Source organism: Streptomyces sp. NPDC012474, assembly GCF_042955185.1.
Classification (GTDB): Bacteria; Actinomycetota; Actinomycetes; order Streptomycetales; family Streptomycetaceae; genus Streptomyces; species Streptomyces cahuitamycinicus.
Genome location: NZ_JBIBEP010000017.1, coordinates 75,961 through 102,845 on the forward strand (window position 1 = coordinate 75,961; position 26,885 = coordinate 102,845).

The following is a 26,885-nucleotide window of genomic DNA, read 5'->3' on the forward strand; positions in this document are numbered from 1 at the left end:
CGAGGGTCCGATGAAACAGACGACCCATCCGCCGGACCACCCGTCGGCGCACGTCCGGAACGGGGCGGCCATCGCCGTCCCGCCCCCGGCCCCCGCGCGCGCACGGCGCCGTCCGGCCTCCGAGCAGTGGGCCGCCTGGGCGTTCCTCGCCCCGGTGACCCTCTACCTGACCCTCTTCTACGCCTATCCGCTCTACCGCAACCTCGACCTGAGCCTGCGCGACTACACCGTCCGCTCCTTCGTCCAGGGCAACGCGCCGTTCACCGGCGTCGAGAACTACCGGACCGTCCTCGACGACCCGACCTTCGCCCCCGCCCTGCTCCACACCGCGGTCTTCACCGTCGTCTGCCTGCTCTTCCAGTACGCCATCGGCCTCGCCCTCGCGGTCTTCTTCACCCAGCACTTCCGGCTGTCGGCGACCCTGCGCGCCCTGTTCCTGGTGCCGTGGCTGCTGCCGCTGATCGTGTCGGCGTCCACCTGGTCGTGGATGCTCAACAGCGACTCCGGCATCGTCAACGCGGCCCTGCACGCCGTCGGCATCGGGCCGGTGAACTGGCTGACCTCGCCGTCCTGGTCGCTGACCTCGGTGATCATCGCCAACATCTGGATCGGCGTCCCCTTCAACCTGGTCGTGCTCCACAGCGGCCTGCAGTCCATCCCCGCAAGTCTGTACGAGGCCGCCGCCCTGGACGGCGCGAACGCCTGGCAGCGGTTCTGGCGCATCACCTTCCCGCTGCTGCGCCCGGTGTCCGCGATCACCCTTCTCCTCGGCCTGATCTACACGCTCAAGGTCTTCGACATCATCTGGATCATGACCAAGGGCGGCCCGGCCGACTCGTCGACGACCTTCGCCACCTGGTCCTACCAACTCGGCTTCGGCAACCTCCTGCCCGCCTTCGGGCCCGGCGCGGCCGTCGGAAACCTGCTGGTCGTCGCCGCCCTGGTCTTCGGCCTGATCTACCTCAAGGTCCAGCGAAAGCAGGCGCTGTCATGAACCGACGCACCGGCCGCACGTGGTGGAAGACGGCCCTCGGCCTGCTGCTGACCGCACTCATGCTCTTCCCGGTCTACTGGATGCTCAACGTGTCCCTCACCCCGGCCCGGGACATGCGCAAGAGCCCACCGGACCTCTTCCCCGCCCACGGCACACTGGACGGCTACCGCACCGTCCTCGCCGAGCAGTTGCCCTACCTCGGCACCAGCCTCGTCATCGGTCTGGGAACCGTCGTCCTGACCGTCGCCCTGTCCGCCCCCGCCGGCTACGCCCTGGCCAAGCTGCGCCCACGCGGCGGCGGCATCCTGAACTTCGTGCTCCTGGCGGCCCAGATGATCCCCGGCATCATCATGGCGATGGGCTTCTACGCCATCTACCTCCAACTCGGCCTGCTCCAGTCCGTCCCCGGCCTGATCGTCGCCGACTCCACGCTGGCCGTCCCCTTCGGCGTGCTCATCTTCACCGCGTTCATGTCCGGCATCCCCGGCGAACTGCTCCAGGCCGCGAAGACCGACGGAGCGGGGGCCCTGCGGACCTTTTGGTCCGTCGTCCTGCCGATGAGCCGCAACGCCGTCGTCACGGTCTCGCTGTTCGCGTTCCTGTGGTCCTGGTCCGACTTCGTCTTCGCCGGCACCCTCGTCAACGGCGGCGCCCACGAGCCGATCACCCTCGGCATCTACCACTACATCGGCAACAACAACCAGGAGTGGAACGCCATCATGGCCACCGCCGTCGTGGCCTCGCTGCCCGCCGCGGTCATCCTCGTCCTCGCCCAGCGCTACGTCGCCGCCGGTGTGACCGCCGGGGCCGTCAAGGACTGACCACCTCCACCCTCCCCGCCACGAGTGAGCCGCCTGCCTGCCGGCCGGCCGGTGACCCCTGCTCGAGAAACGAGTCAGCTTCATGACCGCCCCCCGATCCGGCCCGGCCTTCTCCGTCCACGACATCCCGTTCAGCACCCACGGATCCTGGTTCGACATCTCACCCGTCGTGGCGGAGAAGACCTGCGCCGAGGACCTGCACCTCGTCTCGCACCAGAACGGCATGCACGCCGTCCTGCGTCTCGTGCCCCGGGACCCGGCGACGGGAGACCGATCCGAAACCCACGTCGAGACCACCCCGGGCCTGCTCAGCTGGATCAGCACGAGCGGACGCATCGACCTCTCCTACGAGTCGCCCGACACCGTGCGCCTGCGGGGGAGCGGACTCGGCATCAGCGTCGACGCTGCCGCGCGAACGCTCACCCCGTTCAGCGGAACGTACTTCTTCCGCGACCCGGCGGCGGACGCCCACGTGTTCACGTCCTACGAGACCGGACGCCGCTACCGCGTCACCGTGCTGTCCGGCACCCTCACTGAGACCTCCGGTACCCAGGCCCTGGGCAGCGGCCTCCGCGGCCTCGCCGTGACAGCGGAGGCCGACGGCCACTGGGAGATCGCGATCGAGGAACTCGACACCGCCCGACCGCCGTACGCGTCCACGGCGCCGTTCGACGCGGTCACCGAGGCCGCACGGGCCCGGTTCGCGGACTTCGTCGACAAGGTGGCTCCGTGGCGCTCGTCCGCCACCCCCGCCGCCGAACTCGCCGCGTACGTCGTCTGGTCGGCCACCGTACGCCCCACCGGACTGGTCACCCGGCCCGCCGTGCTGATGTCCAAGCACTGGATGGACAAGGTCTGGAGCTGGGACCACTGCTTCAACGCCCTGGCTCTGGCACCCGGTTGCCCCGACCTGGCCCTCGACCAGTTCGCCCTGCCCTTCGACCACCAGGACGACAGCGGCGCCCTGCCCGACTCCATCACCCACTCCGAAGTCCTCTACAACTTCGTCAAACCGCCCATCCACGGCTGGACCTTCGGCCACCTGCGCCGGCGGCTGCCGACACCCCCCGGGCCCGCCGAGCTCGCCCAGACCTACGACCGACTGGAACGCTGGACCGGCTTCTGGCTCACCGCGCGGCGAGCACCCGGCGCCGCCCTGCCCCACTACCAGCACGGCAACGACAGCGGCTGGGACAACGCCACCACCTTCGACCCCGAGCGGGTCATCGAATCCGCCGACCTGGCCGCCTTCCTCGTCCTCCAGCTTCACGAACTGGCCTACTTGGCCGCCGCATTGGACAAGCCTGACGAGGCAAGCCGGTGGACACAGGCAGCCGAGGACACTCAGACGGCGCTGCTCGGCCGGCTCTGGGCCACCGACAGGTTCGTGGCCAGGGGAGTCGGCACCGGGGACACCTGGAGCAGCTCCAGCCTCCTCGAACTGATGCCCGTCGTCCTCGGCGAGCACCTGCCCGCCGACGTCAGCAGCACACTGGCCGACCACATCAAGGCCCACCTCACGCCCTACGGCCTGGCCACCGAACTGCCCACCTCACCGCACTACCTCGCCGACGGCTACTGGCGCGGCCCCATCTGGGCCCCCGCCACCGTCCTCATCGAGGACGGCCTGCGTCGCGCCGGCCACGAACGCCTCGCGGACGACATCAGCGCCCGCTTCCGCGCCCTGTGCGAAACCCACGGCTTCGCCGAGAACTTCGACGCGCTGACCGGAAAGGGCCTGCGCGACCGCGCGTACACCTGGACCGCCAGCAGCTACCTCCTCCTCGCCGAAGCACACGCACACCGAGACGGCCGCTGACCGGGCCGCCCCCGCAAGGTCCGACCGGCCCCTCGCGCCGCCCGGGTGTCCGCGGGCGGAGGCGGGGCATACGGGCTTCACCCCCTTGGAGAGGAGCTCGTCTCATGCTCGGCATAGTCGCGGCGGTGTTGTTCTTCGTGGCGTTCCTGATCAACGCGGCGGAACTCAGCACCAACGATGTGTTCTCTTCGACCAACGTCATGCTGCTGGGTCTGATGTGCCTGGCTCTGCAGGTGGCCGGAGTCGGCGCCGGCTGGGCTCGGCGACGCTGACAGTCGGCCCTGAGGTCCGGTGGCGCCCTGCCACCGGACCTTCGGTTCGCCGGCCGAACACCGGAGTCTCCTGGGTGAGCCCAGGGCACGTCCGGCGGATCATCGGCCGAGCCAAGGCCGGACCGAGGCGAGAGCCGGCCAGTGCCCTGATCGTGTTGACCGCCCCCGACAGGCAGTGCTGGAGTCGGCACGTGGACAGCATCCCCGCCAACCGGCGTCTCTGGAACCAGATCAGTAGCGCCTACCAGCACGAGCACGACCCTCAGATCGGCGCCACACCCCGGTTGTGGGGCATGTACTCCATCCCCGACGCGCACCTGCACGCCCTGGGCGACGTCACCGGCAAGCGCGTCCTCGAACTCGGCTGCGGCGCCGGCCAGTGGTCCAGGGCGCTCGCCGCCGAGGGCGCCACCGTGGTCGGGATCGACCTGTCCGAAGCCCAACTCGCCGCAGCGGCCCGCGCGATGGGAGCGGCACGCTACCCGCTGGTGCAAGGCGCCGCCGAACAACTCCCCTTCGCCGCCGACAGCTTCGACCTGGTGTTCTGCGACTTCGGCGGGCTCAGCTGGGCGCCTCCGCACCTGGCCGTCCCGCAGGCCGCACGCGTCTTGCGCCGAGGCGGGCGCCTGGTGTTCAACGTCGCCAGCCCATGGTTCGAAGCGTGCTACGACGAAGCCGCCAGCCGCGTGACCACGACGCTGCAGCAGGACTACTTCGGGCTGAACGCCATCGCCGAAGGCGCCGGCGCGACCAGCTATCAGCTCACCTACGGCGGCTGGGTCAAGGTCCTGCGCGGCGCGGGTCTCATCATCGACGACCTCATCGAGCCGCGGCCCGAACCCGGAACACCCAACGGCTACAACGAAACCGACCCACCCGACTGGGCACACCGCTGGCCCGCGGAACTGCTCTGGGTAACCCACAAACCGTAAGTTCCGCCGCGCCGAGACGTGCAGGCATCCCCTCCCCGGACAGCACACCCAGTGCCGGCACAGCCTTCTGAGCTGGACATACGGAGCGCTTTTTTCGCGCACAAAGATGCGCCAACCCGTCGTTGACCTCCTCTTCGCGGTGGGGCCAGGGTGATGGGGACATCGGATTCCGATCATCCGGTGTCGGTCACCGAACCGCGTACGGGAGGCCCTGATGCTCCGGACAGAGAGCCGCGAACCCAACAAGCTCAAGGGAGACACCGAAGCGGCTGCCCCTGACATGACGGCGACGGCCGAGCCGCCACCGCCGACGGCCGGCCGCGACCTCTGCTTCCAGCGGTGCCTCTGGTGCGGCACCCCTGCCTACCGTCGCTCGTTCTGCCGTGCCTGTGGAGGCACCACCTTCGAGCGGGAGCGCAGCACCGGCGCCGGGGTCCTCGTTCGCCGTTTCGGCCAGGCCCCGCTCAACACCTGGTTCGTCGCGATGGCCGAGGGCTTCAACCTGCTCTGCCAGGTCACCGGCACGGAACCGGTCGTGGTCGCGGTCGGGGCGAGAGTACGAGTCGTGCGGGGCGCGGCTCCGCGCGGTCAAGGATTTCCCCTGGTCGAACTCACCCACCGCGCGACGTCCTTGGGACGCTGGTGGTGAACGGACCCGGCCCCGCCACGCCCGCCGCCGGCCGGGGCGATCGGAGAGAGCAGCGCATGAGCACGCAGCACCAGAAGCCGGACGGACGGGCCGACGACGCCCGTGCAGCGGGGCGCGGCGCCCTGGACGGCCTGCGCATCGCCGACTTCTCCAGGGTTCTCGCGGGGCCGTACGCCACCATGCTCCTCGCCGACCTCGGCGCCGACGTGATCAAGGTCGAGCGGCCCGGCACGGGAGACGACACCCGGGCCTGGCACCCGCCGGCGGATCAGGACGGCATCTCGACCTACTTCCTGAGCGTCAACCGGAACAAGAGGTCGATCGTCCTGGACCTGACCGAGGAGGCCGGCCGCGCACAGGCACACGAGCTGATCGCCGGCTCCGACGTGCTGGTGGAGAACTTCCGGCCCGGCACGATGGAGCGGCTGGGCCTCGGCCACACGGAGCTCCGCGAGCGGCACCCGGAGCTGATCTACTGCTCCATCAGCGGCTTCGGCAGCGGCGCGGGCGCGGCCATCCCCGGATACGACCTGCTCGTGCAGGCCGTCGGAGGCTTGATGAGCGTGACCGGGGAGGCACACGGGGAGCCGATGAAGGCAGGTGTGGCCCTTGTCGATGTGATCACCGGGCTGCATGCCTCCCTCGGCATCCTGGCGGCCCTCCGGCACCGCGACGCCACCGGCCAGGGCCAACTGGTGGAGGTGAATCTGCTCACCTCGCTGCTGTCGGCCATGGTCAACCAGGCCTCGGCGTTCGCCGTCGCCGGTGTGGTCCCGGGCCGCATGGGCAACGCCCACCCGAGCATCGCGCCGTACGAAACCCTCCCCACCGCCGATCGGCCGATCGCTCTCGCGGTGGGCAACGACCGGCAGTTCGCGGCGCTGTGCGAGGCCGTCGGGAAGCCCGGTCTCGCCCACGACGACCGTTTCCGCACCAACGCGGACCGGGTCGCCCACCGTGTCGAACTGCGTGACATCCTGACCAGGCGGCTCGGTGCGGCGAGCGCAGACCACTGGTCGACCGTCCTGCTCGCGGCAGGGGTGCCCGCCGGACCGGTCAACACCCTCGACGACGCCTTCGCCTTCGCCCGCCGGCTCGGCCTCCCCGGCATCGTCGACATCCCCTGCGCACCCGCCGACAGCGGCGACGGCACACCCTCCCGCCAGGTGGCGCACCCCATCACGCTGAGCGGGACACCCGCGCGGTACCGCCTTCCCCCGCCCGGCCTCGGCCGGCACACCGCGGAGATCCTCGACGGCCCGCTCGACAGCTCCGGCGATGCCTCCAGGTGACGCGGAGCGCGGCCCACGCCGCCGCACGGAGCACCGGCACCTCACCGACCTCGCTTTTCCTACCCTGATGACAAGGAACCCCAGCATGAGCGGCACGCCCCTGAAGGACCCCCTCGACCTGCTCGACATCGCCTCCGTCCTCACCGACGAGGAGCGCGAGATCCAGGCCACCGTCGCCAAGTTCCTCGCCGACCGGGTGCGCCCGCACATCGGCGAGTGGTTCGAGAACGCACACTTCGCCCGCGAACTCGCTCCGGAACTGGGCAAGTTGGGTGTGCTCGGCATGCACCTCGAAGGCTACGGCTGCGCCGGGACGAACGCGGTGAGCTACGGTCTGGCATGCCTGGAGCTGGAGGCGGCGGACTCCGGCTTCCGCAGCTTCGTCTCCGTGCAGGGCTCGCTGTCGATGTACTCCATCTGGAAGTGGGGCTCAGAGGAACAGAAGGAGGAGTGGCTGCCCCGGCTGGCCGCCGGCGAGGCGATCGGCTGCTTCGGGCTGACCGAACCCGACTTCGGCAGCGACCCCTCCGGCATGCGCACCAAAGCCGTCCGCGACGGTGACGACTGGATTCTGAACGGCTCCAAGATGTGGATCACCAACGGCGGCATCGCCGACGTCGCCACCGTCTGGGCACAGACCGAGGACGGTGTCCGCGGCTTTCTCGTGCCCCGCGGCACCCCAGGCTTCACCACGCAGGACATCAAGCAGAAGATGTCGCTGCGCGCCTCCATCACCTCCGAGCTCTACTTCGACCAGGTCCGGCTGCCCGACTCGGCACGGCTGCCCTTGGCAGAGGGCCTGCGCGGACCGCTGTCCTGCCTGAACGAGGCCCGCTTCGGCATCCTCTTCGGCGTCCTGGGCGCGGCCAGGGACTCGCTGCAGACCGCGATCGGCTACGCCGACTCCCGCGTGCAGTTCGGCAAGCCGATCAGCGCCTTCCAGCTCACCCAGCGGAAGCTCACCGACATGTCCGTGTCCCTGGGCGGCGCCGCGCTCCTCGCCGTGCACCTGGGCCGGCTGAAGGACCAGCACCGCATCCGGCCCGAGCAGATCAGCGTCGGCAAGCTCAACAACGTCCGGGAAGCCATCGCCATCGCGCGGGAGTGCCGCACCGTCCTCGGCGCCAACGGCGTCTCCCTGGAGTACTCGCCCCTGCGTCACGCCAACAACCTCGAGTCCGTCCGTACGTATGAGGGCACCGACGAGATGCACACGCTCGTCGTCGGTCAGGCGATCACCGGCCATCCGGCGTTCCGCTGATCATCCGGAACCCGAGGAGGACGACCGTGAACATCGTCGTACTGGTCAAGCAGGTCCCGGACACCAGCGCGGAGCGCACCCTGTCCGGGGCGGACCACACCCTCGACCGCGAGAGCGTCGATCTCGTACTGGACGAGATCGACGAGCGCGCGGCGGAGGAGGCCCTGACGCTGAAGGAGGCCGTCGGAGCCGAGGTCACCGTCGTGTCCATGGGACCCGATGCTGCGCTCGACGCGATCCGCAAGGTCCTGGCCATGGGCGCCGACCGTGGAATCCACATCTGTGACGACAGGCTCCGGGGCGCCGACGTGGTGGCCACCGCGCGAGTGCTGGCAGCGGCCGTGCGGACGGTGGGGGACGTCGGCCTGGTGCTCGCGGGCAACGCGACGACCGACGGGCAGGCGAGCGCGGTACCCGCCATGGTCGCGGACCTGCTCGGCCTGCCGCAGCTGACGCACGCCCGGGAGCTGAACGTGGACGCGGGACGGGTGCGCGCCGAGCGCGAGACCGAGCACGGCGAGACGACGCTCGACGCACCGCTGCCCGCACTGGTCAGCGTCACCGAGAAGATCAACGAACCCCGGTACCCCTCCTTCAAGGGGATCATGGCCGCCAAGAAGAAGCCGGTGCAGACGGTCGGTCTCGACGACCTGTTCCCCGACGCGGACGGCACCGGATTCCGCACCACCCGCACCCGTGTGGTGGAGGCCGTCGCGCGTCCGGCACGGGCGGTCGGCACGCGCGTCACGGACGACGGCTCGGCCGGCCGGCAGCTCGTGGAATACCTGATCGCCCAAAAGCTCCTCTGAACGCCCCGCAAGCCCGACCATGAAGCAGGCACCCATGCCCGATGTTCTTGTCCTCGTCGACCACGACGGGGAACGTGTCCGCAAGTCGACGTACGAACTCCTCACCGCCGCACGGAGGTTGGGTGAACCGGCAGCTGTCGTGGTCGGAACTCCCGGCACCGCTGCCCGACTGGAGGCCTCCCTCGCCCGGCATGGGGCAAGGAGCGTCTACGCGGCCGAATCCGCCGAGGCGGACGAGTTTCTCGCCACGCCGGCCGTCGACGCCCTGGAACTCGCGGTCGGGGAGGCTTCCCCCGCCGCCGTCCTGGTCTCCGCGACGACCGGCGGCAAGGAGGTGGCCGGGCGTCTGGCCGCGCGGCTGGACGCCGGGCTGCTGATCGACGCGGTCGACGTGGACTCGTCCGGCGTGGTCACCCAGGTCGTCTTCGGCGGGTCGTACACCGTGCGCTCACAGGCCACCCATGGCATGCCGGTGATCACACTGCGGCCGGGCGCGTTCGAGGCGGAGGAGTGTCCGGTGCGGGCGGAGGAGAAGAAGCTCGCCCTGCCACCGGTCGCCGTTGAGGCCTGCGCACGCATCACTGCCCGCCGCGGCGCTCTCGCGGGCGACCGTCCTGAACTCACCGAGGCGTCCGTCGTCGTCTCCGGCGGACGCGGGGTCGGCGGAGCCGAAGGCTTCAAGGTGGTGGAGGAGCTGGCCGACGCCCTGGGTGGCGCGGTGGGCGCCTCACGCGCCGCGGTGGACGCCGGCTACTACCCGCACCCGTACCAGGTGGGACAGACCGGCAAGTCCGTCTCGCCTCAGCTGTACATCGCACTGGGTATCTCGGGAGCCATCCAGCACCTGGCCGGGATGCGGACCTCCAGGACGATCGTCGCGGTCAACAAGGACCCCGAGGCGCCGATCCTCGACCTCGCCGACTACGGCGTGGTGGGCGACTTGTTCGCCGTGGTTCCCGAGCTGACCCGGGGCGTGGCCGCCCGCCTGTCGGCCGGCTGAGAGACCCACCACGTTGAGAGCTCCCGCCCCTGTCACGTGCACGGGGGCGGGAGCTCTCGCGTCTGCTGTTCCCTCCCCGTCAGGCGGCCAGGCGCCGAAACCGGCTGCCGTGGAACACCAGCGGCTCCCGGTCGGGTTCGGCCCGCAGAGCGTGAATCTCCAGCAGCACGATCGTGTGGTCGCCTCCGGGGAACTCGGCGTGAACCGAGCAGTCCAGCCAGAGACCGGCGCCGTGGATGTACACACTGCCGCTCTCGGACGCCTCCCAGTCGACGTCTGCGAACCGGTCACCACCCTTGCCCGCCAGCGAACGGCAGACCAGATCCTGCTCCTCGGCCAGCACGCTCAGGCCCAGGCGGCTCTGCGTCCGCAGCTTGGGCCAGGTCGATGAGGTGTCCTGGACACAGACCGACACCAGCGGCGGTCGAAGGGAGACCGGCGTGAACGTACTCGCGGCCATGCCCATCGGCCCGCCCGGACCCAGTGCGCACAGGGCTGTCACTCCGGAAGGGAAGCAGCCGAACGCCTGACGCAGCACGGCGGGGTCCGTCGGTGTCGTCGAAAGGGCGCTCATCGGACGTCCTCCCGACCCGAGAGAACCGCGCCCAGACGGCGCAGCGAGCCGTTGTTGCCCGCGACGTGCTGGGAGACGCAGCGTACGTCGCGCCAGCGGCGCTGCATGGGATGGGAGCCGTAGAGCCCTGAGCTGCCCGACAGGGTCATGAGTTCGTTGAGGAGGCGGATTCCCTCGTGGTGGATGTGCTGGTGGCCGCCGGTGTAGCCGAACCATTCGCGCGCGGTGGGCTCCTCGCCCGCGAGCGCACGGTTCATGACGACGCTGCCGGTCTGCTCCAGCAGGGCGTTCAGCGCCGCCGTGCGGAGGTACAAGTCGGCGAACTTCTCCTGGAAAACCGGATCCTCCCCGATGACGAGTCGGGGATCGAACGCCGGCCGCTTGACGGCGGCGAGTTCGGCCAGATCGTCGAGCGCGCCCTCCAGACAGCCGATGATGACCGCGTCGTGCGACGAGCCGGTGGCGGTGTAAGGCAAGCCGTAGAAAGGAGCGGGGATGTTGTTTCCGCCCACCAGCGGTCCCGTGAACCGCTCGGGCACGAAGACGTCGTCCATCGTGAAGTCCGTGCTCTGTGTGGCGCGCAGACCCACCGCGTCCCACGTGTCGAGAAATGTGGCCTGCTCCGGGCGGAAGAGCGCGACACGCATGTCCGGACGGCCGTCCGGGAGCAGAGGCGCGCCCTCGACCACGAAGCCGGCGAGCATCCAGTCCGGGGTGAACGAACCACTGGCCAGCGGCCAGCGCCCACTGAGGCGGTAGCCTCCCGCGACCTTGGCCGCCCTGCCCTTGGGCGCTATCGCCCCACGGAGCATCAGGTCGGCGCCGTCACCGAATACCTCGTTCCCGAGCGTCTCGTGGGGCAGCGAACGCACGAAGAACCAGGCCATCGAAGCAGCCTGCACGGTCCAGCCGGTGGACCCGTCGGCCCGCGAGATCTCCCGGACCACCCGGGCGCTCTCCAACAGGTCCAGCTGCTCGCCGCCCCATGCCCTGGGCAGGATCATCCGGAACACACCGGCCTCGCGCAGAGCGGCGATGAGGTCCGCCGGGACGGCCCGGGCGGCCTCGGCCTCAGCGGAACGTGCCGCGATCTCGGGCAGGTGTGTCCGGACACGGCCGAGCACACGGCAATGAGCTGCCGGGTCGGATGATGCGGTGGACTCGAGCAATGTTGACATGAAGGATCCTTGGGTGCCTGTGGTAACTGGAAGAGGACGGGACAACGGCCGAGGTGCTCCGGGGCCACTGCTCGCATGATGTGGGGCGTGGCGCAGGACCTGCTTGTGTCCGGGAGCACCGGCAATTTGTGTGGCTGAGAACACTTCCCGCGAGCCGGTTGCAGAACGCCCGCGGGGACTTACGATTCCTCGCCAGGAGTGCCGTCCGAGCCCGTTCCCATGGGTTCCGGCACCGCCGGGAGGAGGACCGCATGCCCCGGATCACGACGCCGAGCGAAGGTACGGCCACCGAGCGACTGGACTGCTGGCGGGACGCCGTGAGCCGCAACCTCGTGCCCCTGGAGGTCCGGCCGCGGGCGAGCGCCGACTTCAGGGCGTCCCTGCACGCCGTGCGGGTCGGTCAGGTACAGATGTCGGTCATCTCGGCCGAGCCGCACACCATCGCGCGCACCCGCCGCCACATCGCATCCGACGCCCCCGACTTCTTGCAGCTGACGGTGCAGCTCACCGGGCGGGGCGTGCTGACCCAGCGGGACCGCCGGGCCGAAGTGGGGCCGGGAGAACTGGTCGTCTACGACACACGCCGTCCCTTCACCTACGACCTCCACCAGTCCCACACCGGTCTCGTGCTGATGTTCCCGCGGACCATGCTGCCCTTGGCGGAGCATGACCTGCTGCGTGTGGCGGCGACTCCGGTGCCCTGCCACGACGGGCTCGGGCAGGTGATCCTGCCTCTCCTGCACGGGCTGGCGCGGCAGATGGAACACCTGGAGTCCCAGGGCACGCCCCGACTCGCCGACAACGTGATCGACCTGGTCGGCACGCTGCTAGCGGAGCACGCGGACGGGGACCGGAGGTCCGAGCTGGGCCGTCCGGACCTGCTCACCGAGCGCGTCCTCGGCTACATGGAGCAGCGGCTCGCCGACCCCGGGCTGAGCCCTGAGGGCATCGCGGCCGCCCACCGCATCTCCCGCCGCTACCTTTACAAGTTGCTGGCGGCGCAGGGCTGCACGGTCTCGGGCTGGATCCGGGCCCAGCGCCTCGCCCGGTGCCGGCGCGACCTCACCGATCCGGCATGGGACCATCTTCCGGTCGGTGCCGTCGGCGGGCGCTGGGGCTTCGCGGATCCGGCCCACTTCAGTCACGCCTTCAAGGCGGCGTACGGCATGAGTCCCCGGGAGGCCCGCGCGTCACGTCGATGACGTCAGGCGGGCTGGTAGTCGAAGAAGCCCTGCCCCGACTTGCGGCCGAGCAGACCCGACTCGACCATGCGGCGCAGCAGCGGGGGAGGGGCGTACAACGGCTCCCGGTACTCGGCGTAGAGCGCTTCGCCTATCGCCGCCACGGTGTCCAGTCCGATGAGGTCGGCGAGGCGCAGCGGCCCCATGGGATGAGCGCACCCGGCCGTCATGCCCGTGTCGATGTCCTCGGCGGTGGCCGTGCCGGAGGCGACCATGCGCACCGCGGCCAACAGGTAGGGAACCAGCAGGGAGTTCACCACGAAGCCCGCGCGGTCCTGCGCGACGATGGTTCGCTTGCCCAGGACGTCGCCCGCGAAGGCCCGTACGCGCCGCTCGGTGCTCTTCGAGGTGTGCAGGGAGGGGACGATCTCGACCAGGGGCATGACGGGGACCGGGTTGAAGAAGTGCAGGCCGATCACCGTCTCCGGACGGCCGGCAGCGGCCGCTAGCCGGGCGATGGGGATCGAGGAGGTGTTGCTGGCGAGTACGGCCGCCGGGTCCGTCACCACGTCGCCCAACTGCCGGAAGAGTGCCGTCTTGGCCCGCTCGTCCTCGACGGCGGCCTCGATGACCAGGTCCGCCCCGCCCAGGCGGGAGAGGTCCCCGGTGACCGAGACCCCGGCCAGGGCGTGCGCGCGGTCCTCGGGCGCGATGGCGCCGCGCTTCTCCGCCTTCAGCAGGGAGTCGGCCACGCCGGCCAGCCCGGCCCGGGCCCTGTCCTCGGTCACGTCGCACAACGTGACCTGCAGCCCGGCCCGGGCGCACACCTCGGTGATGCCCCGGCCCATCTGGCCCGCGCCCACGACGCCCACGTGTCTGATCGCTGTCATCTGTTCCTCCGCCTGTCCCTCGGCCGGGCGGCGGCCGGCCGCCCGGCACGGTGATGTGCCGCCGCGTCGAGCGTAGGCCGGGTGCACCCCCGCTGACCTGCCCGGACAGTGCGTGATCCGCGTACAAACGTGCGCCGGTCGAGGGGCGCGGGCACCTGGCGGTCGACGCATGCGAACAGGGCGTCCGGGCCATGCCGGACGCCTGGGGGAGGCCGATGCTTCAGGCTGTGGCCGTTGCGGCGGCGGCCTCCCGCAGCCGGCGGATCACGCCGCGTACCGCGGGCGAGGTCTCCCCCTTGCGGTAGGCGCCGACCAGCCGGGTGGTCAGCGCCACGTCGGCCAGCGGCCGGTAGGCCACTCCGGGGATCTGGACGCGGCGCAGCGAATCGGGCACGAGGGCAACCGCGAGACCACCGCCCACCATGGTCAGAGCCGCGATGAAGTCCCGCACCGGGGGAGCGCACCGGGGACTGAAACCGCCCTGTTCCGCCACTTCGAGGATCTGGTCGCGGCAGCCGTACTCCTCGTCGAAGTGCGGGGCCACGAAGCACTCGTCGCGCAGTTGTGCCGCCGGGACGGCATCGTACGCCGCGAGGGGCGCTCCGGCCGGCAGTGCCAGGACGACCTGCTCGGTGAGTAGGCAGGTCGCCGTGACCTCGGGTGGGTACTCCGGCCTGAAGCGCAGGAAACCGATGTCGATGTCCCCGCAGGCCAGCGCCTCCAGCTGAGCGGGTGTTTCCAACTCCCGTACCTGTACCGTCAGTTCGGTACGAGGGGCCGCGCACCGGGTGAGGACGTCGGTCAGCACCCCGGAGAACGCCGCGGAGGCGACGTACGCGATCTGCGCGTGTCCCAGCTCCCCACGACCGGCCCGCCGGCCCACCGCCTCGGCCCGGGCGGCCTGGGCGAGGGTCAGCCGCGCCTCTTCGAGGAACAGCCGCCCGGCACCGGTCAGTGCCGGGCGGGTCCGTCGCCCGCGGTCGACGAGCCGCACACCCAGGTGGGACTCCAGTGCTCTGATCTGGGCGCTGAGCGCCGACGGTGCGAGATGCAGACGGTCCGAGGCCCGGGCGAAGTGCAGTTCCTCCGCGACGACGACGAACGACTCCAGCCAGCGCAGTTCCACCGGTACCTCCGTCGTGCTGGGATCACCCCGCGGCGGCGTCAGGGCAGAACAGGACCGCCGCGGGGCGAGTTCGGGCCGTCTTGCGGGTTCAGGGGATCACGACGTAGTTGCTGAATCCACCGTCACGATCCGTCACGCGTCCCGAGATCGCTTCGTTGACCTCGGCGAGCGGGAAGGGTTTGGTGATCAGGTACGACAGGTCCAGGGTCCCGGTCGCCACCATGTCGGCGACTTCCTGGCCCTGCGCGGTACTGAACCAGTTGGAGCCGATCAGCTGGACCTGCTCGTCCATGAGCCACTTCACGTCCACGGGCAGCCGGTCGGCCACCCCGCCGACGTTGACGACCCTGCCGCCGCGGCGGACGCCCTGCATGGAGTCGAGCATCGTCTCCACCGGAGCCTTGGCGCCGAGCGCACTGATGACGAAGTCCGCTCCCTCGCCGCCGGTGCGGGACTTGGCCCACTCCCCGGTGGAGCCCTCGCCCAGTCGCATGATCTCGATCCGGTCCGGCGCCAACTCCTTGACGCGTTTCAGGAGTTCCTCGTTGCGGCCGGTGCCGAGAACCCTGGAGACGCCGGAGGCCAGCGCGAGGAGGGTGGAGGCGACACCGAGTGTGCCCGTGACTCCGTCGATCAGCGCCACCTGGCCGGGGGCGGCCGCGGCGTTCTTGAGGGCGCCGTAGGAGGTTCCGATGTAGCCGAGCTTGCCGGCCTGCTCGAACGTCATGGTGTCGGGGATGTTGACGATCGCGTGCTGCGGTGCGGTCATGTACTCGGCGAAGCCGCCGTAGGGGTAGAGGTCGAAGATCCGCTGGCCGTCGCGGGAGGTGCTGAAGTAGCCGTTCAGGGTGAAGTAGCGGCATCGGCTGAGTTCACCGCCGCGGCACACCTGGCAGCTGCCGCAGGAGCGCAGCGGGCTCACGTAGACCCGGTCGCCGGGCTTGGTGTTGAGCACCGCCTCGCCGACCGCCTCGACCACACCCGCGGGGTCGAGACCGAAGATCGCGGGGAGCCGGGGCAGCGGCTGATGCGGGTACCAGGTGGGCCAGTTGTTGATCACATTGGCCATGTTCGGCACGATTCCGCATGCCTTGACCCGCACCAGCACGTCGGTCGGCCTCGGCGTGGGCACGTCGATCGTGTCCACCGACATCGGAGCACCGAGTTCGTGCAGTCGCGCGGCGAGCATTTTCGCCATGGGAATACTCCTGAAATGATGAGCCGTACGGTGCCTAAACCGGGGAATGGGTGAACGGGTCCGGATAATTGTCTTCCAGGTCGATGTCCAGCAATCCCATGATGCGGACGCCGGAGTTGTACCAGGCGACGGACAACGACAGTTCGACCATCTGCCGGCTCGTCAGGTGCGCGGCGGCGGCCTGCCAGGTCTCCTCCGAGACGTCGACCTGGAGGGTGGACTCCTTGGCGAGTCGCATGACCGCCTTCTCCGTCTCGTCGAACAGGCCGGAGTGCTCGAAGTCGGCCACCGCAGCGAGCTGTTCCCCGGTCAGCCCGGCCTTGAGGCCGTGCGACTGATGATGGGCGACCTCGTACGCCGACCGGGTCGCGTGACCCACGGTCAGGATCGCCAGTTCCCGCAGCCTGGGGCTGAGATCGGCGGCCCGCAGCGAGTTGGCGTAGGTCAGGAAGGCGTCCAGCTGGGTGGGCGCATGGGTGAGGGCGAGGAAGATGTTCGCCGTCGGGACCTTGCGTTCGGTCTCCAGCCGGTCGTACAGCGGCTTCGTCGACTCGTCCGCGTCCTCGCGGCGCAGATAGGGAACTCGTGCCATGGCGTCTCCTAGGGGGCGGTGCGGTGCGGTGCGGGCGGAAGGTCAGGGGAGGGGCTGCTCCAGCAGGAACCGCTCCAGCGACATCGGATTCGGCTGCTCGGCAGGGGGAATCTGCGGCGCGCCGACGAACGGCGACGCCTCGAAGTACCACTTCTCCAGGGCGGGGAGCCCCCAGCGCACATTCGTGCTCAGCGATGCCGCGTCCCAGCGCACCGGCTCGACCTCGGTGTCGATCGTCTGGTAGTGGCTGTTGAAGACCTCGACCCGGTGGCCGTCGGGGTCGCGGAGGTAGGCGAACAGCATCCCGCCGGGACCGTGCCGCCCGGGGCCGCGCTCGACCCCTTCGCCGTAGCCGAGGATGCCCGCCCAGTCGCACGCGGTGAAGATGTCGCGGCTCTCGGAGACGGTGTAGGCGAAGTGGTGCAGCGCGGGCCCGCTGTTCTCGACGATCGCGAGGTCGAGGCACGTGCCCTTGCGGTACATGAACGCGCTCAACAGTTTGTCGCCGTGCTCCAGGTACTCCGAGTTGCGAAATCCCAGCTCGCTGTAGAAGGCGCACAGCTCGTAGGCGTCGGGCGCGAAGATCTGGTAGTGGTCAAGCCGCTGAGCGTGGGCGCCCTTGTAGTGCTGGAAGTCGATGTGCAGCCGCGGCCGGGTCTCCATGTGCGCGCACAGTTCGAGCGGCGTACCGATGGGATCACTGACGTGCAGGGTGCGGCCCTGGTACGGGGCATCCACCCACTCGGCGGGCAGGCCACGATCGCGGAACCAGGCGTACGCGAGATCGAGGTCCTCGTCGAAGAAGACCCGGAAGCCGATCCTCCGGCACGTGCCCGCGCCCTCTTCGTCGAGCTCCAGGACGAGGCTGTGGTGGCAGGCCTCGGCCAGGCCGCGCAGGTAGCAGGTGCGCTCGTCCTCGTCGCTGACGACGAGCCCCAGGGCGTTCACGTAGAAGTTCCGGCTCTCGGCCAGATCGGCGACGGTGAGCCGGACATGGCCGGCGCGGGTGATATTGAAACTCGGGCGCAGATTGACGGGTGGCAGCATGAGGTCTCCGTGCTCCGATCGGCTCTGTATTTCAATGACTGTAATACTTCGAACTGCTCTTACGGCTCGGTGGTGAAAGGCCCGGAATCGGAAAAGGTGAAGGCGGACCATCCGCTGAATTCCGCGGATTCGCCGAGGGACTCCTCGATGCGCAGAACCTCGTTCCACTTGGCCATGCGCTCGGAGCGGGTGAACGAGCCCACCTTGAGCTGTCCCGCGTCCCATCCGACGCTGAGATGGGCGATGGTGACGTCCTCGCTCTCACCGGACCGGGCCGAGACGATGGTGCCGAAGCCGGCGTCCTTCCCGGCCCGCAGCGCCTGGAACGCCTCCGTGACCGTGCCGGCCTGGTTCGGCTTGACGAGGACGGCGTTGGCGGCCCCGCCGGTGGCCGCGGCCTCCACCCGCTTGGCATTGGTGACCAGGTAGTCGTCTCCGATCACCTGGCAGTGGTGGCCGTGGCGCCGGGTGAACTCCACCATGCCCTCGGTGTCGTCCTCGCCCACCGGGTCCTCGACGGAGAGGATCGGATACTGCTCGATCCAGCGGCCCAGCATGTCGATCAGCGCCGTGGTGTCCAGCGTGCGGTCGTCCAGGGCCAGCGTGTACCGCCCTCCGCTGCCGAACTGCGAGGCCGCGATGTCCAGCGAGATGCCGACCTGCGTCGAGGGTGCGAAGCCGGCCTTCTCGATCGCCCGGGTGAGCGTTTCCAGGGCCTCCTCGTTGGAGTCGAACGCGGGCCAGAAACCGCCCTCGTCGGCCACACCCTGGGCCTTGCCCGCCTTGCGCATCAGACCGCCGGCCGCCCGGTAGATCTCCGCGGTCCAGTCGAGGGCCTCGGAGAAGCTGCCCGCCGCAGGGCACACGACCATGAAGTCCTGGACATCGACGCGACGGTCCGCATGGGCACCGCCGCCGAAGATCTGGATCTCCGGCAGCGGGATCCGGACCGGCCGTCCACCCGCCAGGTGCTGCCACAGCGGTACGCCCTGCGACGCCGCGGCGGCGTGCAGGACCGCCATGGACGTGGCGACGATCGCGTTGCCGCCGAGGCGGCCGCGGTCGGGAGTTCCGTCGAGGTCGACCAGGAGCCGGTCGACGGCCTCCTGATCGCTCGCGTCGCGGTCCAGGAGCGCGGGGGCGATCTCGTGGTTCACCGAACCGACCGCCCGCTGGACGTCCAGCCCTCCGAAGCGGCTGCCACCGTCACGCAGGTCGAGCGCCTCGCCCTGCCCCGTCGACGCCCCTGCCGGGGCGATGGCCCGGCCGATCGCCCCGTCCGCCAGATGAGCTTCGACCTCCACGGTGGGGCGCCCGCGGGAATCCCACACCCTGCGGCCATAGAGCTCGGCGATCCGCGCGTCTGTCATTGCGGGGCAACCTTTCGGAGTTCGGGTGATCGGGGCGCCGGGCGGCTACACGGGCCTGCCACCCAGAAGAAGGGGCACTCCGGCAGCGGGCGGCATGTTGATCCGCTGCGGCTCAGTGCGTGCTAACGATAGCGCAATCGTGCGAACGGTCGGGGGTTCTGTCAAGAGGTGAGCGGTGCTGCAAGGCGCGCTTGTCTTGCTGATCTGCGTCACCTTTGGCCCCGCTCCACGTCAATGCTATCGTTCGCACAACCCGTCGGTGAGACTGGGACCCCGCGGAAGAGACTCCGGTGAGCCCGCCCTGTCCTGGACGGACGGACAGCACAGGCAGCGCGGGCTCGCCGGGCCCGATCGCGGCCGACAGGAAAGCGAGCCCTCATGACCCCTGAGCCCTCTGTGGCCCCCATGACCCTGACCACCGTCGTGGCCAGCACGCGTCCAGGGCGCGTGGGACGGTCCGTCGCGGACTGGTTCACCGCACGGGCCGCGCAGTGCGAGCAGTTCGATTCACGCATGGTCGACCTGCGCGAACTGGGCCTTCCGTTCTTCGACGAGCCGCATCCGCCCGCTCTTCAGCAGTACACGCACAACCACACCCGCACCTGGAGCCGTATCGTCGACGCCTCGGACGCGTTCGTGTTCGTCACCCCGGAGTACAACGGAGGCTTCCCGGCCCCGCTGAAGAACGCGTGGGACTACCTCGTCGTGGAGTGGCAGCACAAGCCGGCCGCATTCGTCAGCTACGGAGGCGTCTCGGCGGGCACCAGGGCCGTGCAGATGGCCAAGCAGGTGGTGGCCAACCTGAGGATGCTGCCGATCGGCCCGACCGTGAGCATCCCGTTCGTCGGTGAACACGTCCAGGACGGAGCCTTCCGGGCCGGCAAGCTCCATGAGGCCGCCGCCGAGCACATGCTCGACGAACTCGTGCGCACCGCGACGGTCATGCGGGGGCTGCGGAGGGAAACGTACTGAGGGGCCCAACGTACGGAGGGGCGCCACTGCCCCTGCGGGTTTGTCCCGGACCAGGCCGCGTTCCGGCGAGGCCCGGGGCAGCAGGGCGTGATGCCTGACTGCTGTGGGGCGACATCAAGAGCTTCTTCGACCCCGTCGTGACGGGTTCGCTGCCGGACGCGCGTGTCCCGGACACCTCGGTGGAGGACTGGCAGGCCGTGCTTGATCTGGTGCGGTCGCGGGGGTGGTCGTACGAGTGCTCCGAGGATGGTGTCGTCATCCGGCTGCCGCGCGCTGCGGACATGCTGACCCGCAGCGCCGGCGCCGACGCGGTGCTGCGGGTCCGGCCGGCCCCTGGATTCCTGGTGATCTTTCGAGCGCATGAAGCCGGGGCGATCGACTTCGACTGGGATCTGCGGGAGTCGCAGGGCCAGGTCGGCGTTGATGTGCTGTGCCGCCTGTTGCGGGCGATCGGGCGACGGCTGGGCAAGCCGGTGCTGGTGACCCCGGAGTCGGATCCTCTTCACCCGGTCATTCGGCGTTCGGTGTCGCAACCGACCGAGTGGTGCTGCCGGCGGACTCGCAGCTCACGTGAGCGCCCCGGCCCATGCGGCCGATGCCGGACGCGGCGCGCTCCGCCCTCGCAGCCCTCCGCGCCTCCGTACCCGACTCAGGCGCGGAGGTGGTGCCCCGTCCCCGACTCAGGCGGACCCGGAGGGAGTCCCCCCGTCAGGGGACGCCGTGCTGCCGCGCAGGATCAACGCCCCGGGGGAGACCGCCGTGTACGGGCCGTCGTTGCCCGGCTCGGTCTTGAGCCGGCGAATCATCCACAGCGCGCAGCCGGTGGCCATCTCCTGGATGGGCAGGCCGACCGTGGTGAGTCCGGGACCCCACCAGGAGAACCCGGGCTCGTCACCGAACCCGACCACGGACAGCTCCTGTGGCACCTTCACGCCCTGCCGGGACAGCTCCTCCAGGACGCCGAGGGTGAGCTGGATCGACCCCAGCACCAGCGCGGTGGGTACGTCCGGGCCCGACAGCAGCCGGCGTACCGTTTCGCGGCCGTGGCCGACCGACGACGGCGGTCCCAGCTCAGCGCGCCCGGCGTCGTCCGGCAGGCCGCCTTCACGCAGGGCGCTGCGGAACCCGCGCAGACGCTCGGCGCCGGTGGGCAGCTCCTCGGGGCCGCCGAGGTAGGCGATGCGCGTGTGCCCCTGGGCCACCAGATGGGCCGTGGCCCGGCGCAGTGCCTCCTGGTCGTCCACGCCGAACCACTGCGAACCCAGCGAGGGGTGCCGGCGCAGCAACTGCACATGCGGGAGAGAGCGCAGAAGCTTGACGGACTCGCTGTGCGGGCGCGCGCTGGGCACGATGATGACGCCGGCCACGCGATTCGCGGACAGTTCCCGCAGGTGGCGCAGTTCCGCCGTCCGGTCGTCGTCCGTCTCCGACAGCATCAGCTGGAAGCCCTCGGACTCCATGTTCTTGGACAACTCGTGCGCGATGGTCGAGTAGAAGCTGTTGCGGATGTCGGGAATCACCAGCGCGACCACGTTGCTGGACGCTCCGCGCATCATCCGGGCCGCACGGTTGCCCACGTACCCCATGTCGGAAGCGGCCTGCCTGACGCGGAACTTGGTCTCGTCGCTGATGCGCGGATCGTCGGCCAGCGCCCGTCCCACCGTCGACACGGAGACGCCGAGGCGCTCGGCGATGTCCCTGGTCGTGATCACGTAAGGAGTCTCCTCGACTGACTGGTCCCGCGCCGTCACTTTCCGTATGCCAACGATAGCATCGGTGTTGCGCTCAGTTGCCGTCGAAGGCGAGGGCGCCAAGGCGGTTCGTCACTCTCGTGCTAACGTTAGCACTACTGGATGGGCCGTGCAGCCGCCCGCGGCTGCCTAGTTGCGGAGGTGTCCGTGCGCATCGTCAGATATGCCGTCGGCGGTGAACGTCATTACGGAGAACTCGAATCCGGGGACGTCGGTATCGCCAGATTCGAAGGCGATCCCTATACCGGCTTGTCCCCCACGGGTCACATCGACCAGGCCGACGACGTCGTATTCCTCTCGCCGGTCGATCGGCCCCGGATTTTCGGATTCGCGTACAACTACGCCTCACATGTCGACGAGACCGACCGTGAGATCCCCGAGGTGCCGGTGTGCTTCATGAAGCCGAGTACGGCGGTAGTGGGTCCGGGTGACGCGATCGTGTATCCGTCCGACGGTGAACTCATCCATTTCGAGGGAGAGTTGGTCGTCGTCATCGGAAAGGAGGCCCGCCATGTCAAGCCCTCCGAAGCTCTTGACCACATCCTCGGCTACACCTGCGGCAATGACGTCAGTGACCGCATCGTCCAGCGCAAGGAGAGCGCATTCGGAACACTGCTCATCGGGAAGGGGCAGGACACCTTCGCTCCCCTCGGGCCGGTCATCGCGACGGAACTCGACCCTTCGGGACTCGCGCTGACCACCCGTGTGAACGGCACCGTCATGCAGTCGGCGAGCACGGCCGACCTGCTGCTTCCGGTTCCGGAGATCGTCAGCTACCTCAGCCGCTACCTGACGCTGCTCCCCGGGGACGTGATCATGACCGGCACGCCTTCCGGTGTCGGCCCGATACGCCCCGGGGACGAGGTCGAGGTGGAGATCGAGGGCATCGGCGCCCTGCGCAATCCGGTCGTGGCCGAGAGCCGCTGACCGGCGGGACGCCGGCCGGCGTCCGCAACGACGGGGCCTGCCCACCGCTCGGCGGTGGGCAGGCCCTTGGGGTTTCGGCGGACGTAGCGCAGTGTCAGCGGACCGCGTTGTTGAACTGCGCGGGCCGGACGAACGCCAGGGCGACGACACCCAGCAACGGCAGGAACGTGACCTGGAGCAGTCCTGCCCGGCTCCAGCCGAAGGCCTCCACGAGGGCGGCGAAGAGCAGGCCCGAGAATGCCGCCGGCCCGTAGTAGCCGGTGACGAAGAGGCCGGAAGCGCGCCCGATCTGGGTCGGCCGGACGGCCCGCTGTATCGCGCTGTTGGTGTTGGGATAGATGAAGCCCAGTCCGAAGGCGCCCATGAGGAAAGCGAACACGCACTGCACGCCCACCGTGGCCCGCGTCTCGTAGATGCACACGCTGATGACCGAGACGGCGAGGAGGCTGAGGATCAGCAGGTTGCGCTGGTTCACACGGTCCCCGAGCCAGCCGCCGAGTATGGCCGTCATACCACCGAAGCCGAGGAGGCTCATGGCCAGCGCCGCCTGCTCGGGGGAGTAGTGCAGCGAGCTGATCAGGTACGTCGGATACAGGCCGAGGAACCCGTAGATGGCCACACCGCTGACGACGGCGTGGACGGTCAGGGCGATGGTGTTGCGGTTGTAGGCGGAGACCGGCATGTACTCGTACGTCCTGGTCGACACGGTCTTCTCGACGGAAGTCTCGGTCAGGCCGGCCTTCACGAGGAACAGGGAGGCGGCGGCGATCAGCAGCCCCGCCGTGCCGAACAGATAGAAGGGCGAGTGCCAGGTGCCGTGCATGCTCATGAGTTCGACGCCGATCAGCGGTGCGATGAACACGCCGACGGAGTAGCCCACCCCGATCACGCCGAAGGCGAGGCCGCGCCGGTGGGCGAAGAAGGCACCCATCGCCGCGAAGATCGCCGCGGACTGCATGCCCTCACCGAAGCCCGAGACGACCCGGTACAGGGTCATGTCGGCGAAACCCGTTGCCAGCGGTGTGGCCATCGTGCCCAGGGAGTAGATCACGATGCTGGCGATCAGCACGGTCTTGCGGCGAAAGCGGTCCAGGAGGTAGCCCGCGGGCAGTCCGGCCAGCGCCATGCCCAGGGTGAAGTTCGTGGCCAGCAGCCCTCCCTGCTCCAGGGAGAATCCGTACTCCTCCCGGATGTTGGGGAGCAGTGGAGGGAAGACCTGGCGGTCCATCGCATTGACCATGTAGGAGAGAACGATCAGCAGAAATCCCAGCCCGATCATGGGCTTGGAAAGGGGAAGACGGCTGCTCCCCTCCGTGTCGTCGGCGGGCACTGCACTGGTGTCGACTTGCGCTGCTTGAGTCATTACGGCTCCTGAGGAGGAATGTGCCACGGGGGCAGCGGTGGACGCGTCTGCCGGAACAGGCAGATGCGGCACCGCGGCCGGATGCAGTGAGGCGAGAAAGGGGAGAGCTGAACACGGCTCGGTCGAGCCGGCATTCGACGAGTGATCGCCTACCGGCGAAAGGGGGGGCGATGGGCAGCCGCGCGGTCGGATGCCGCATGCGGAATCGAGCCGTATGTCGCCCGTCGGGGACGTCCGTGGCTATGGCGTCTTCGACAGCCGGATCCCGTGCGGCCCGATGCTCTGGTCACACGGTCGGCATTGCCAGAACGATGAAGGCAAGTTCGGGGCGCGTCAAGATGTGAACGCCGGAATTCTTCCGCGAATCTCGCTTTCCCCTGGACCGCCGGGTCTTTCGGCGCTGGACGGACCACTCCACGGGCGTGGGCGTCCGTTTTCATGTCCTGCTCTTGACGCACGGAAGCCAGCCAGTGCTATCGTTAGCATCACGTGGCTATGACAGAGTGATACGACGTGCCTCCGGCATCTCGTGACCCGTACCCGTGGCGTGGCGCCCCGGCCGACCACAAGTCGGCGAGCGCCGACACCCCACCCCGAGCCCTGCGAACCTCCCCACCCCACCCACGGCGACCGAAGGCCTGATCAGGCGTGACATCGGCCGCCGTCCTGGATGACGATCAAACCTGCCGACCGGACGCGACCGGGCGGGACGCCCGGCCGTCCGCTGCGGCCGCACGATTCTGCGAGGACGACCTGCCATGAAACCACCGAGCCGCCCCGGCACCGTGCTGCTCACCGACTACGCCTGGCCCGACGACTCGGTCGAGCGGTCGGTCATCGAGAAGGCGGGCCACACCCTGGTGACCGGCCCTGCCGAGCCCTCCTCCGCCGGGGCGATCGAGAAACTGGTCGCCGAGCACCGCCCTGCCGGCATCCTGACCTGCTGGGCGCCGGTCTCCGGCACCGCGATCGGAACCTCGCCGGATCTCCGTGTCGTGGCCCGGCTCGGAGTGGGCTTGGACAACATCGCCGTGGACGCGGCCACCGAGCGGGGCGTGTGGGTCACCAATGTGCCGGACTACTGCGTCGAGGAGGTCTCCGACCACGCCGTCGGCATGGTGCTGGCCTGGACGCGCGGCCTGGCCGTCTTCGACCGCGAGGTCCGGTCGGGCCGCTGGGACCCGGCGAGCGCCCGGCTGCGCCGGCTGTCGGCACTGACCTGCGGCATCGTCGGCTTCGGTCGGATCGGACGCGCCACGGCACGCAGGCTCGGCGCGTTCGGCTGCCGCGTCCTGGCCCACGACCCCCACCCGCCGCGGGACGTCCCCGGAGTGGAGATGACGGGCCTCGAGGACCTGCTGCGCCGCAGCGACGTGGTCATTCTGCACCTGCCGCTGACGCCCGCCACTCACCACGTCATCGGAAGCGAACAGCTGGCGCTGATGCGGCCGGGTGGTCTGCTGGTCAACGTCAGCCGGGGTGGCCTCGTGGACACCGACGCGGTGATCAAGGCGCTCGACACCGGGCACCTGGACGGCGCCGCCTTCGACGTCCTGGAGACCGAGCCGGACGTGCCCGCCGGGCTCTCGGCACAGCCCGGGACCCTCCTGACCCCGCACGTCGCCTTCTCCTCCGACGCGTCGGTCATCGAACTGCGCCGCCGCGCCGCCGAGGAAGTCGTACGGATCCTGGCGGGCGAGACACCGGCCCACGCCTGCAACACCCCTCGTGACCTGTCCGCCGGGCCGGGTGACCCGCGATGAACGCGAGCTCCGCGCAGATGGGACCGGCCCACGGGCCCGGCACCGCGCTGACGGACTTCCTGATCACCCAGGGCCTCGCCGAACCGGGCGAAACCGCTCGCTGGACGCCGCTGGCCGGCGGCGTCTCCTCCGACCTGTGGCGGGTGGACCTGCCCGGACGCTCCCTCTGCGTCAAACGCGCCCTCGCCAAACTGAAGGTGGCGGCGGACTGGCAGGCACCGGTGTCACGCAACGCCTACGAATGGGCCTGGATGCGGTTCGCCTCCCAGCTCCGCCCGGACAGCGTCCCCGGCCTGCTGGCCCACGACCCCGGAGCCGGCCTGTTCGCGATGGAGTACCTGCCTCCCGAGCGGTACCCGATCTGGAAGGCACAGCTGCTGGGAGGCGAGGTGCGGGTGACGACCGCGGCGGCCGTCGGGGAACTGCTCGGCGCCCTGCACGCGGCGAGCGCGGCCGACGCGGCCCTCGCAGCGGAGTTCGCCACCGACGACAACTTCCACGCGCTGCGCATCGAGCCGTACCTGCTCGCCACCGCGGCCGCACACCCCATGCTCGCCGACACCGTCCGAGGCCTCGCCGACCGCACGGCCACCACTCGCTCGGCCCTGGTGCACGGTGACGCCAGCCCCAAGAACATCCTCGTCGGCCCGACGGGGCCCGTGCTGCTGGACGCCGAATGCGCCTGGTACGGAGACCCGGCCTTCGACGTCGCCTTCTGCGTCAACCATCTCCTCCTCAAGAGCCTGGTGATGCCAGGACACCGCGGTGAACTCCTGCGCTCCGCCCGCGCGCTGGCCGAGGCGTACACCCGCTGTGTCGACTGGGAGCCGCGACCCGCCGTCGAGGAGCGCGCCGCGACACTGCTCCCGGCGCTGCTGCTGGCGCGGGTGGACGGCAAGTCCCCGGTGGAGTACCTCACGGACGACCGGCACCGGCTGTTCGTACGCACAGCGGCGACGGCCCTGTTGCGGGCACCGGCCCCCACGGTGGCGGACGTCGTGGACGCCTGGGAAACCGCCCTGCCGGCCCCGAACGAAGTCGGCACCCGGTCCGACTGACCCGACCGATGCGCCGGGTCCGACCGACCCGGCCGAGGAGAGACAC

The 26,885-nt window shown here is 69.8% G+C and carries 25 protein-coding genes; 15 read left to right on the top strand and 10 right to left on the bottom strand.

Going from position 1 to position 26,885, the window contains the following annotated elements; all coding sequences use genetic code 11:
* Positions 1 to 10 precede the first annotated feature (10 nt).
* From ACFY9S_RS30545 to ACFY9S_RS30590, 10 genes are all read left to right on the top strand, one after another.
* On the top strand, positions 11 to 994 hold the full coding sequence (locus ACFY9S_RS30545) for an ABC transporter permease subunit (RefSeq protein ID WP_391134561.1): 984 nt from the start codon (positions 11 to 13) through the stop codon (positions 992 to 994).
* Positions 991 to 1,815, top strand: a complete 825-nt coding sequence (locus ACFY9S_RS30550) for an ABC transporter permease subunit (RefSeq protein ID WP_391134564.1) — start codon at positions 991 to 993, stop codon at positions 1,813 to 1,815. Before ACFY9S_RS30545 ends, ACFY9S_RS30550 begins: the two co-directional genes overlap by 4 nt.
* 82 nt (positions 1,816 to 1,897) lie before the next feature.
* Positions 1,898 to 3,634: a trehalase family glycosidase gene (locus ACFY9S_RS30555; RefSeq protein ID WP_391134567.1), complete on the top strand. Its 1,737-nt coding sequence runs from the start codon at positions 1,898 to 1,900 to the stop codon at positions 3,632 to 3,634.
* A gap of 104 nt (positions 3,635 to 3,738) precedes the next feature.
* A complete protein-coding gene (locus ACFY9S_RS30560) occupies positions 3,739 to 3,906 on the top strand; it encodes a hypothetical protein (RefSeq protein ID WP_184853584.1) in 168 nt (55 codons plus the stop codon).
* A gap of 191 nt (positions 3,907 to 4,097) precedes the next feature.
* Entirely contained in the window at positions 4,098 to 4,838 is a 741-nt protein-coding gene (locus ACFY9S_RS30565; protein ID WP_391134570.1) for a methyltransferase domain-containing protein, read from the top strand.
* A gap of 214 nt (positions 4,839 to 5,052) precedes the next feature.
* Positions 5,053 to 5,487, top strand: coding sequence for a hypothetical protein (locus ACFY9S_RS30570; RefSeq protein WP_391134573.1), 435 nt, complete (start codon positions 5,053 to 5,055; stop codon positions 5,485 to 5,487).
* A 56-nt stretch (positions 5,488 to 5,543) separates the two neighbouring features.
* A complete protein-coding gene (locus ACFY9S_RS30575; protein WP_391134576.1) occupies positions 5,544 to 6,779 on the top strand; it encodes a CoA transferase in 1,236 nt (411 codons plus the stop codon).
* Between the two features lie 85 nt (positions 6,780 to 6,864).
* Complete coding sequence (locus tag ACFY9S_RS30580) at positions 6,865 to 8,040, top strand: acyl-CoA dehydrogenase family protein (protein ID WP_391134579.1); 1,176 nt, start codon at positions 6,865 to 6,867, stop codon at positions 8,038 to 8,040.
* Between the two features lie 26 nt (positions 8,041 to 8,066).
* Positions 8,067 to 8,849, top strand: coding sequence for an electron transfer flavoprotein subunit beta/FixA family protein (locus ACFY9S_RS30585; RefSeq protein ID WP_391134582.1), 783 nt, complete (start codon positions 8,067 to 8,069; stop codon positions 8,847 to 8,849).
* Between the two features lie 34 nt (positions 8,850 to 8,883).
* On the top strand, positions 8,884 to 9,849 hold the full coding sequence (locus tag ACFY9S_RS30590; protein ID WP_391134585.1) for an FAD-binding protein: 966 nt from the start codon (positions 8,884 to 8,886) through the stop codon (positions 9,847 to 9,849).
* Between the two features lie 79 nt (positions 9,850 to 9,928).
* On the opposite strand, the gene ACFY9S_RS30595 is transcribed toward ACFY9S_RS30590, so the two are convergent.
* A complete protein-coding gene (locus ACFY9S_RS30595) occupies positions 9,929 to 10,423 on the bottom strand; it encodes a flavin reductase (RefSeq protein WP_391134588.1) in 495 nt (164 codons plus the stop codon).
* Entirely contained in the window at positions 10,420 to 11,601 is a 1,182-nt protein-coding gene (locus tag ACFY9S_RS30600) for an acyl-CoA dehydrogenase family protein (RefSeq protein WP_391134591.1), read from the bottom strand. The genes ACFY9S_RS30595 and ACFY9S_RS30600 overlap by 4 nt, the downstream gene beginning before the upstream one ends.
* 251 nt (positions 11,602 to 11,852) lie before the next feature.
* On the opposite strand from ACFY9S_RS30600, the gene ACFY9S_RS30605 reads away from it, so the two are divergent.
* Positions 11,853 to 12,803, top strand: a complete 951-nt coding sequence (locus ACFY9S_RS30605; RefSeq protein ID WP_391134594.1) for a helix-turn-helix domain-containing protein — start codon at positions 11,853 to 11,855, stop codon at positions 12,801 to 12,803.
* Between the two features lie 2 nt (positions 12,804 to 12,805).
* Here the strand turns inward: ACFY9S_RS30605 and ACFY9S_RS30610 are convergent, their stop codons facing one another.
* From ACFY9S_RS30610 to eno, 6 genes are all read right to left on the bottom strand, one after another.
* A complete protein-coding gene (locus ACFY9S_RS30610) occupies positions 12,806 to 13,672 on the bottom strand; it encodes a 3-hydroxybutyryl-CoA dehydrogenase (protein WP_391134597.1) in 867 nt (288 codons plus the stop codon).
* 220 nt (positions 13,673 to 13,892) lie between these two features.
* Entirely contained in the window at positions 13,893 to 14,798 is a 906-nt protein-coding gene (locus ACFY9S_RS30615; protein ID WP_391134600.1) for a LysR substrate-binding domain-containing protein, read from the bottom strand.
* An 88-nt stretch (positions 14,799 to 14,886) separates the two neighbouring features.
* Positions 14,887 to 15,996, bottom strand: a complete 1,110-nt coding sequence (locus ACFY9S_RS30620; RefSeq protein ID WP_391134603.1) for an alcohol dehydrogenase catalytic domain-containing protein — start codon at positions 15,994 to 15,996, stop codon at positions 14,887 to 14,889.
* 34 nt (positions 15,997 to 16,030) lie between these two features.
* Positions 16,031 to 16,588, bottom strand: a complete 558-nt coding sequence (locus ACFY9S_RS30625; protein ID WP_391134606.1) for a carboxymuconolactone decarboxylase family protein — start codon at positions 16,586 to 16,588, stop codon at positions 16,031 to 16,033.
* 42 nt (positions 16,589 to 16,630) lie between these two features.
* The gene (locus ACFY9S_RS30630; RefSeq protein ID WP_391134609.1) at positions 16,631 to 17,635 is read right to left on the bottom strand and encodes a VOC family protein; all 1,005 of its coding nucleotides are present in this window, start codon (positions 17,633 to 17,635) and stop codon (positions 16,631 to 16,633) included.
* 59 nt (positions 17,636 to 17,694) lie between these two features.
* Positions 17,695 to 19,005, bottom strand: a complete 1,311-nt coding sequence (gene eno, locus ACFY9S_RS30635) for a phosphopyruvate hydratase (RefSeq protein ID WP_391134612.1) — start codon at positions 19,003 to 19,005, stop codon at positions 17,695 to 17,697.
* Positions 19,006 to 19,410: 405 nt separating this feature from the next.
* Here eno and ACFY9S_RS30640 point away from each other — a divergent pair, with 405 nt between their 5' ends.
* A complete protein-coding gene (locus tag ACFY9S_RS30640; RefSeq protein WP_391134615.1) occupies positions 19,411 to 19,977 on the top strand; it encodes an NAD(P)H-dependent oxidoreductase in 567 nt (188 codons plus the stop codon).
* Positions 19,978 to 20,657: 680 nt separating this feature from the next.
* Here the strand turns inward: ACFY9S_RS30640 and ACFY9S_RS30645 are convergent.
* On the bottom strand, positions 20,658 to 21,689 hold the full coding sequence (locus tag ACFY9S_RS30645) for a substrate-binding domain-containing protein (protein WP_391134618.1): 1,032 nt from the start codon (positions 21,687 to 21,689) through the stop codon (positions 20,658 to 20,660).
* Between the two features lie 141 nt (positions 21,690 to 21,830).
* Between ACFY9S_RS30645 and ACFY9S_RS30650 the strand changes: the two genes are divergently transcribed.
* Positions 21,831 to 22,655 carry a fumarylacetoacetate hydrolase family protein gene (locus ACFY9S_RS30650; RefSeq protein ID WP_391134621.1) on the top strand — a complete coding sequence of 275 codons (825 nt, stop codon included), beginning with the start codon at positions 21,831 to 21,833 and terminating at the stop codon, positions 22,653 to 22,655.
* A gap of 94 nt (positions 22,656 to 22,749) precedes the next feature.
* On the opposite strand, the gene ACFY9S_RS30655 is transcribed toward ACFY9S_RS30650, so the two are convergent.
* Positions 22,750 to 24,018, bottom strand: a complete 1,269-nt coding sequence (locus tag ACFY9S_RS30655; protein WP_391134624.1) for an MFS transporter — start codon at positions 24,016 to 24,018, stop codon at positions 22,750 to 22,752.
* A 758-nt stretch (positions 24,019 to 24,776) separates the two neighbouring features.
* On the opposite strand from ACFY9S_RS30655, the gene ACFY9S_RS30660 reads away from it, so the two are divergent.
* On the top strand, positions 24,777 to 25,781 hold the full coding sequence (locus ACFY9S_RS30660) for an NAD(P)-dependent oxidoreductase (protein WP_391134627.1): 1,005 nt from the start codon (positions 24,777 to 24,779) through the stop codon (positions 25,779 to 25,781).
* On the top strand, positions 25,778 to 26,839 hold the full coding sequence (locus ACFY9S_RS30665) for a phosphotransferase (protein ID WP_391134630.1): 1,062 nt from the start codon (positions 25,778 to 25,780) through the stop codon (positions 26,837 to 26,839). Before ACFY9S_RS30660 ends, ACFY9S_RS30665 begins: the two co-directional genes overlap by 4 nt.
* Positions 26,840 to 26,885 lie beyond the last annotated feature (46 nt).

Coding starts and splice junctions, on each gene's coding strand:
- ACFY9S_RS30665 (WP_391134630.1), top strand. CDS start 25,778: ATGAACGCGAGCTCCGCGCAGATGGGACCGGCCCACGGGCCCGGCACC.
- ACFY9S_RS30590 (WP_391134585.1), top strand. CDS start 8,884: ATGCCCGATGTTCTTGTCCTCGTCGACCACGACGGGGAACGTGTCCGC.
- ACFY9S_RS30555 (WP_391134567.1), top strand. CDS start 1,898: ATGACCGCCCCCCGATCCGGCCCGGCCTTCTCCGTCCACGACATCCCG.
- eno (WP_391134612.1), bottom strand. CDS start 19,005: ATGACAGACGCGCGGATCGCCGAGCTCTATGGCCGCAGGGTGTGGGAT.
- ACFY9S_RS30650 (WP_391134621.1), top strand. CDS start 21,831: ATGGGCCGTGCAGCCGCCCGCGGCTGCCTAGTTGCGGAGGTGTCCGTG.
- ACFY9S_RS30550 (WP_391134564.1), top strand. CDS start 991: ATGAACCGACGCACCGGCCGCACGTGGTGGAAGACGGCCCTCGGCCTG.
- ACFY9S_RS30625 (WP_391134606.1), bottom strand. CDS start 16,588: ATGGCACGAGTTCCCTATCTGCGCCGCGAGGACGCGGACGAGTCGACG.
- ACFY9S_RS30610 (WP_391134597.1), bottom strand. CDS start 13,672: ATGACAGCGATCAGACACGTGGGCGTCGTGGGCGCGGGCCAGATGGGC.
- ACFY9S_RS30575 (WP_391134576.1), top strand. CDS start 5,544: ATGAGCACGCAGCACCAGAAGCCGGACGGACGGGCCGACGACGCCCGT.
- ACFY9S_RS30605 (WP_391134594.1), top strand. CDS start 11,853: ATGCCCCGGATCACGACGCCGAGCGAAGGTACGGCCACCGAGCGACTG.
- ACFY9S_RS30640 (WP_391134615.1), top strand. CDS start 19,411: ATGACCCTGACCACCGTCGTGGCCAGCACGCGTCCAGGGCGCGTGGGA.
- ACFY9S_RS30660 (WP_391134627.1), top strand. CDS start 24,777: ATGAAACCACCGAGCCGCCCCGGCACCGTGCTGCTCACCGACTACGCC.
- ACFY9S_RS30580 (WP_391134579.1), top strand. CDS start 6,865: ATGAGCGGCACGCCCCTGAAGGACCCCCTCGACCTGCTCGACATCGCC.
- ACFY9S_RS30600 (WP_391134591.1), bottom strand. CDS start 11,601: ATGTCAACATTGCTCGAGTCCACCGCATCATCCGACCCGGCAGCTCAT.
- ACFY9S_RS30630 (WP_391134609.1), bottom strand. CDS start 17,635: ATGCTGCCACCCGTCAATCTGCGCCCGAGTTTCAATATCACCCGCGCC.
- ACFY9S_RS30560 (WP_184853584.1), top strand. CDS start 3,739: ATGCTCGGCATAGTCGCGGCGGTGTTGTTCTTCGTGGCGTTCCTGATC.
- ACFY9S_RS30570 (WP_391134573.1), top strand. CDS start 5,053: ATGCTCCGGACAGAGAGCCGCGAACCCAACAAGCTCAAGGGAGACACC.
- ACFY9S_RS30595 (WP_391134588.1), bottom strand. CDS start 10,423: ATGAGCGCCCTTTCGACGACACCGACGGACCCCGCCGTGCTGCGTCAG.
- ACFY9S_RS30655 (WP_391134624.1), bottom strand. CDS start 24,018: ATGACTCAAGCAGCGCAAGTCGACACCAGTGCAGTGCCCGCCGACGAC.
- ACFY9S_RS30620 (WP_391134603.1), bottom strand. CDS start 15,996: ATGGCGAAAATGCTCGCCGCGCGACTGCACGAACTCGGTGCTCCGATG.
- ACFY9S_RS30545 (WP_391134561.1), top strand. CDS start 11: ATGAAACAGACGACCCATCCGCCGGACCACCCGTCGGCGCACGTCCGG.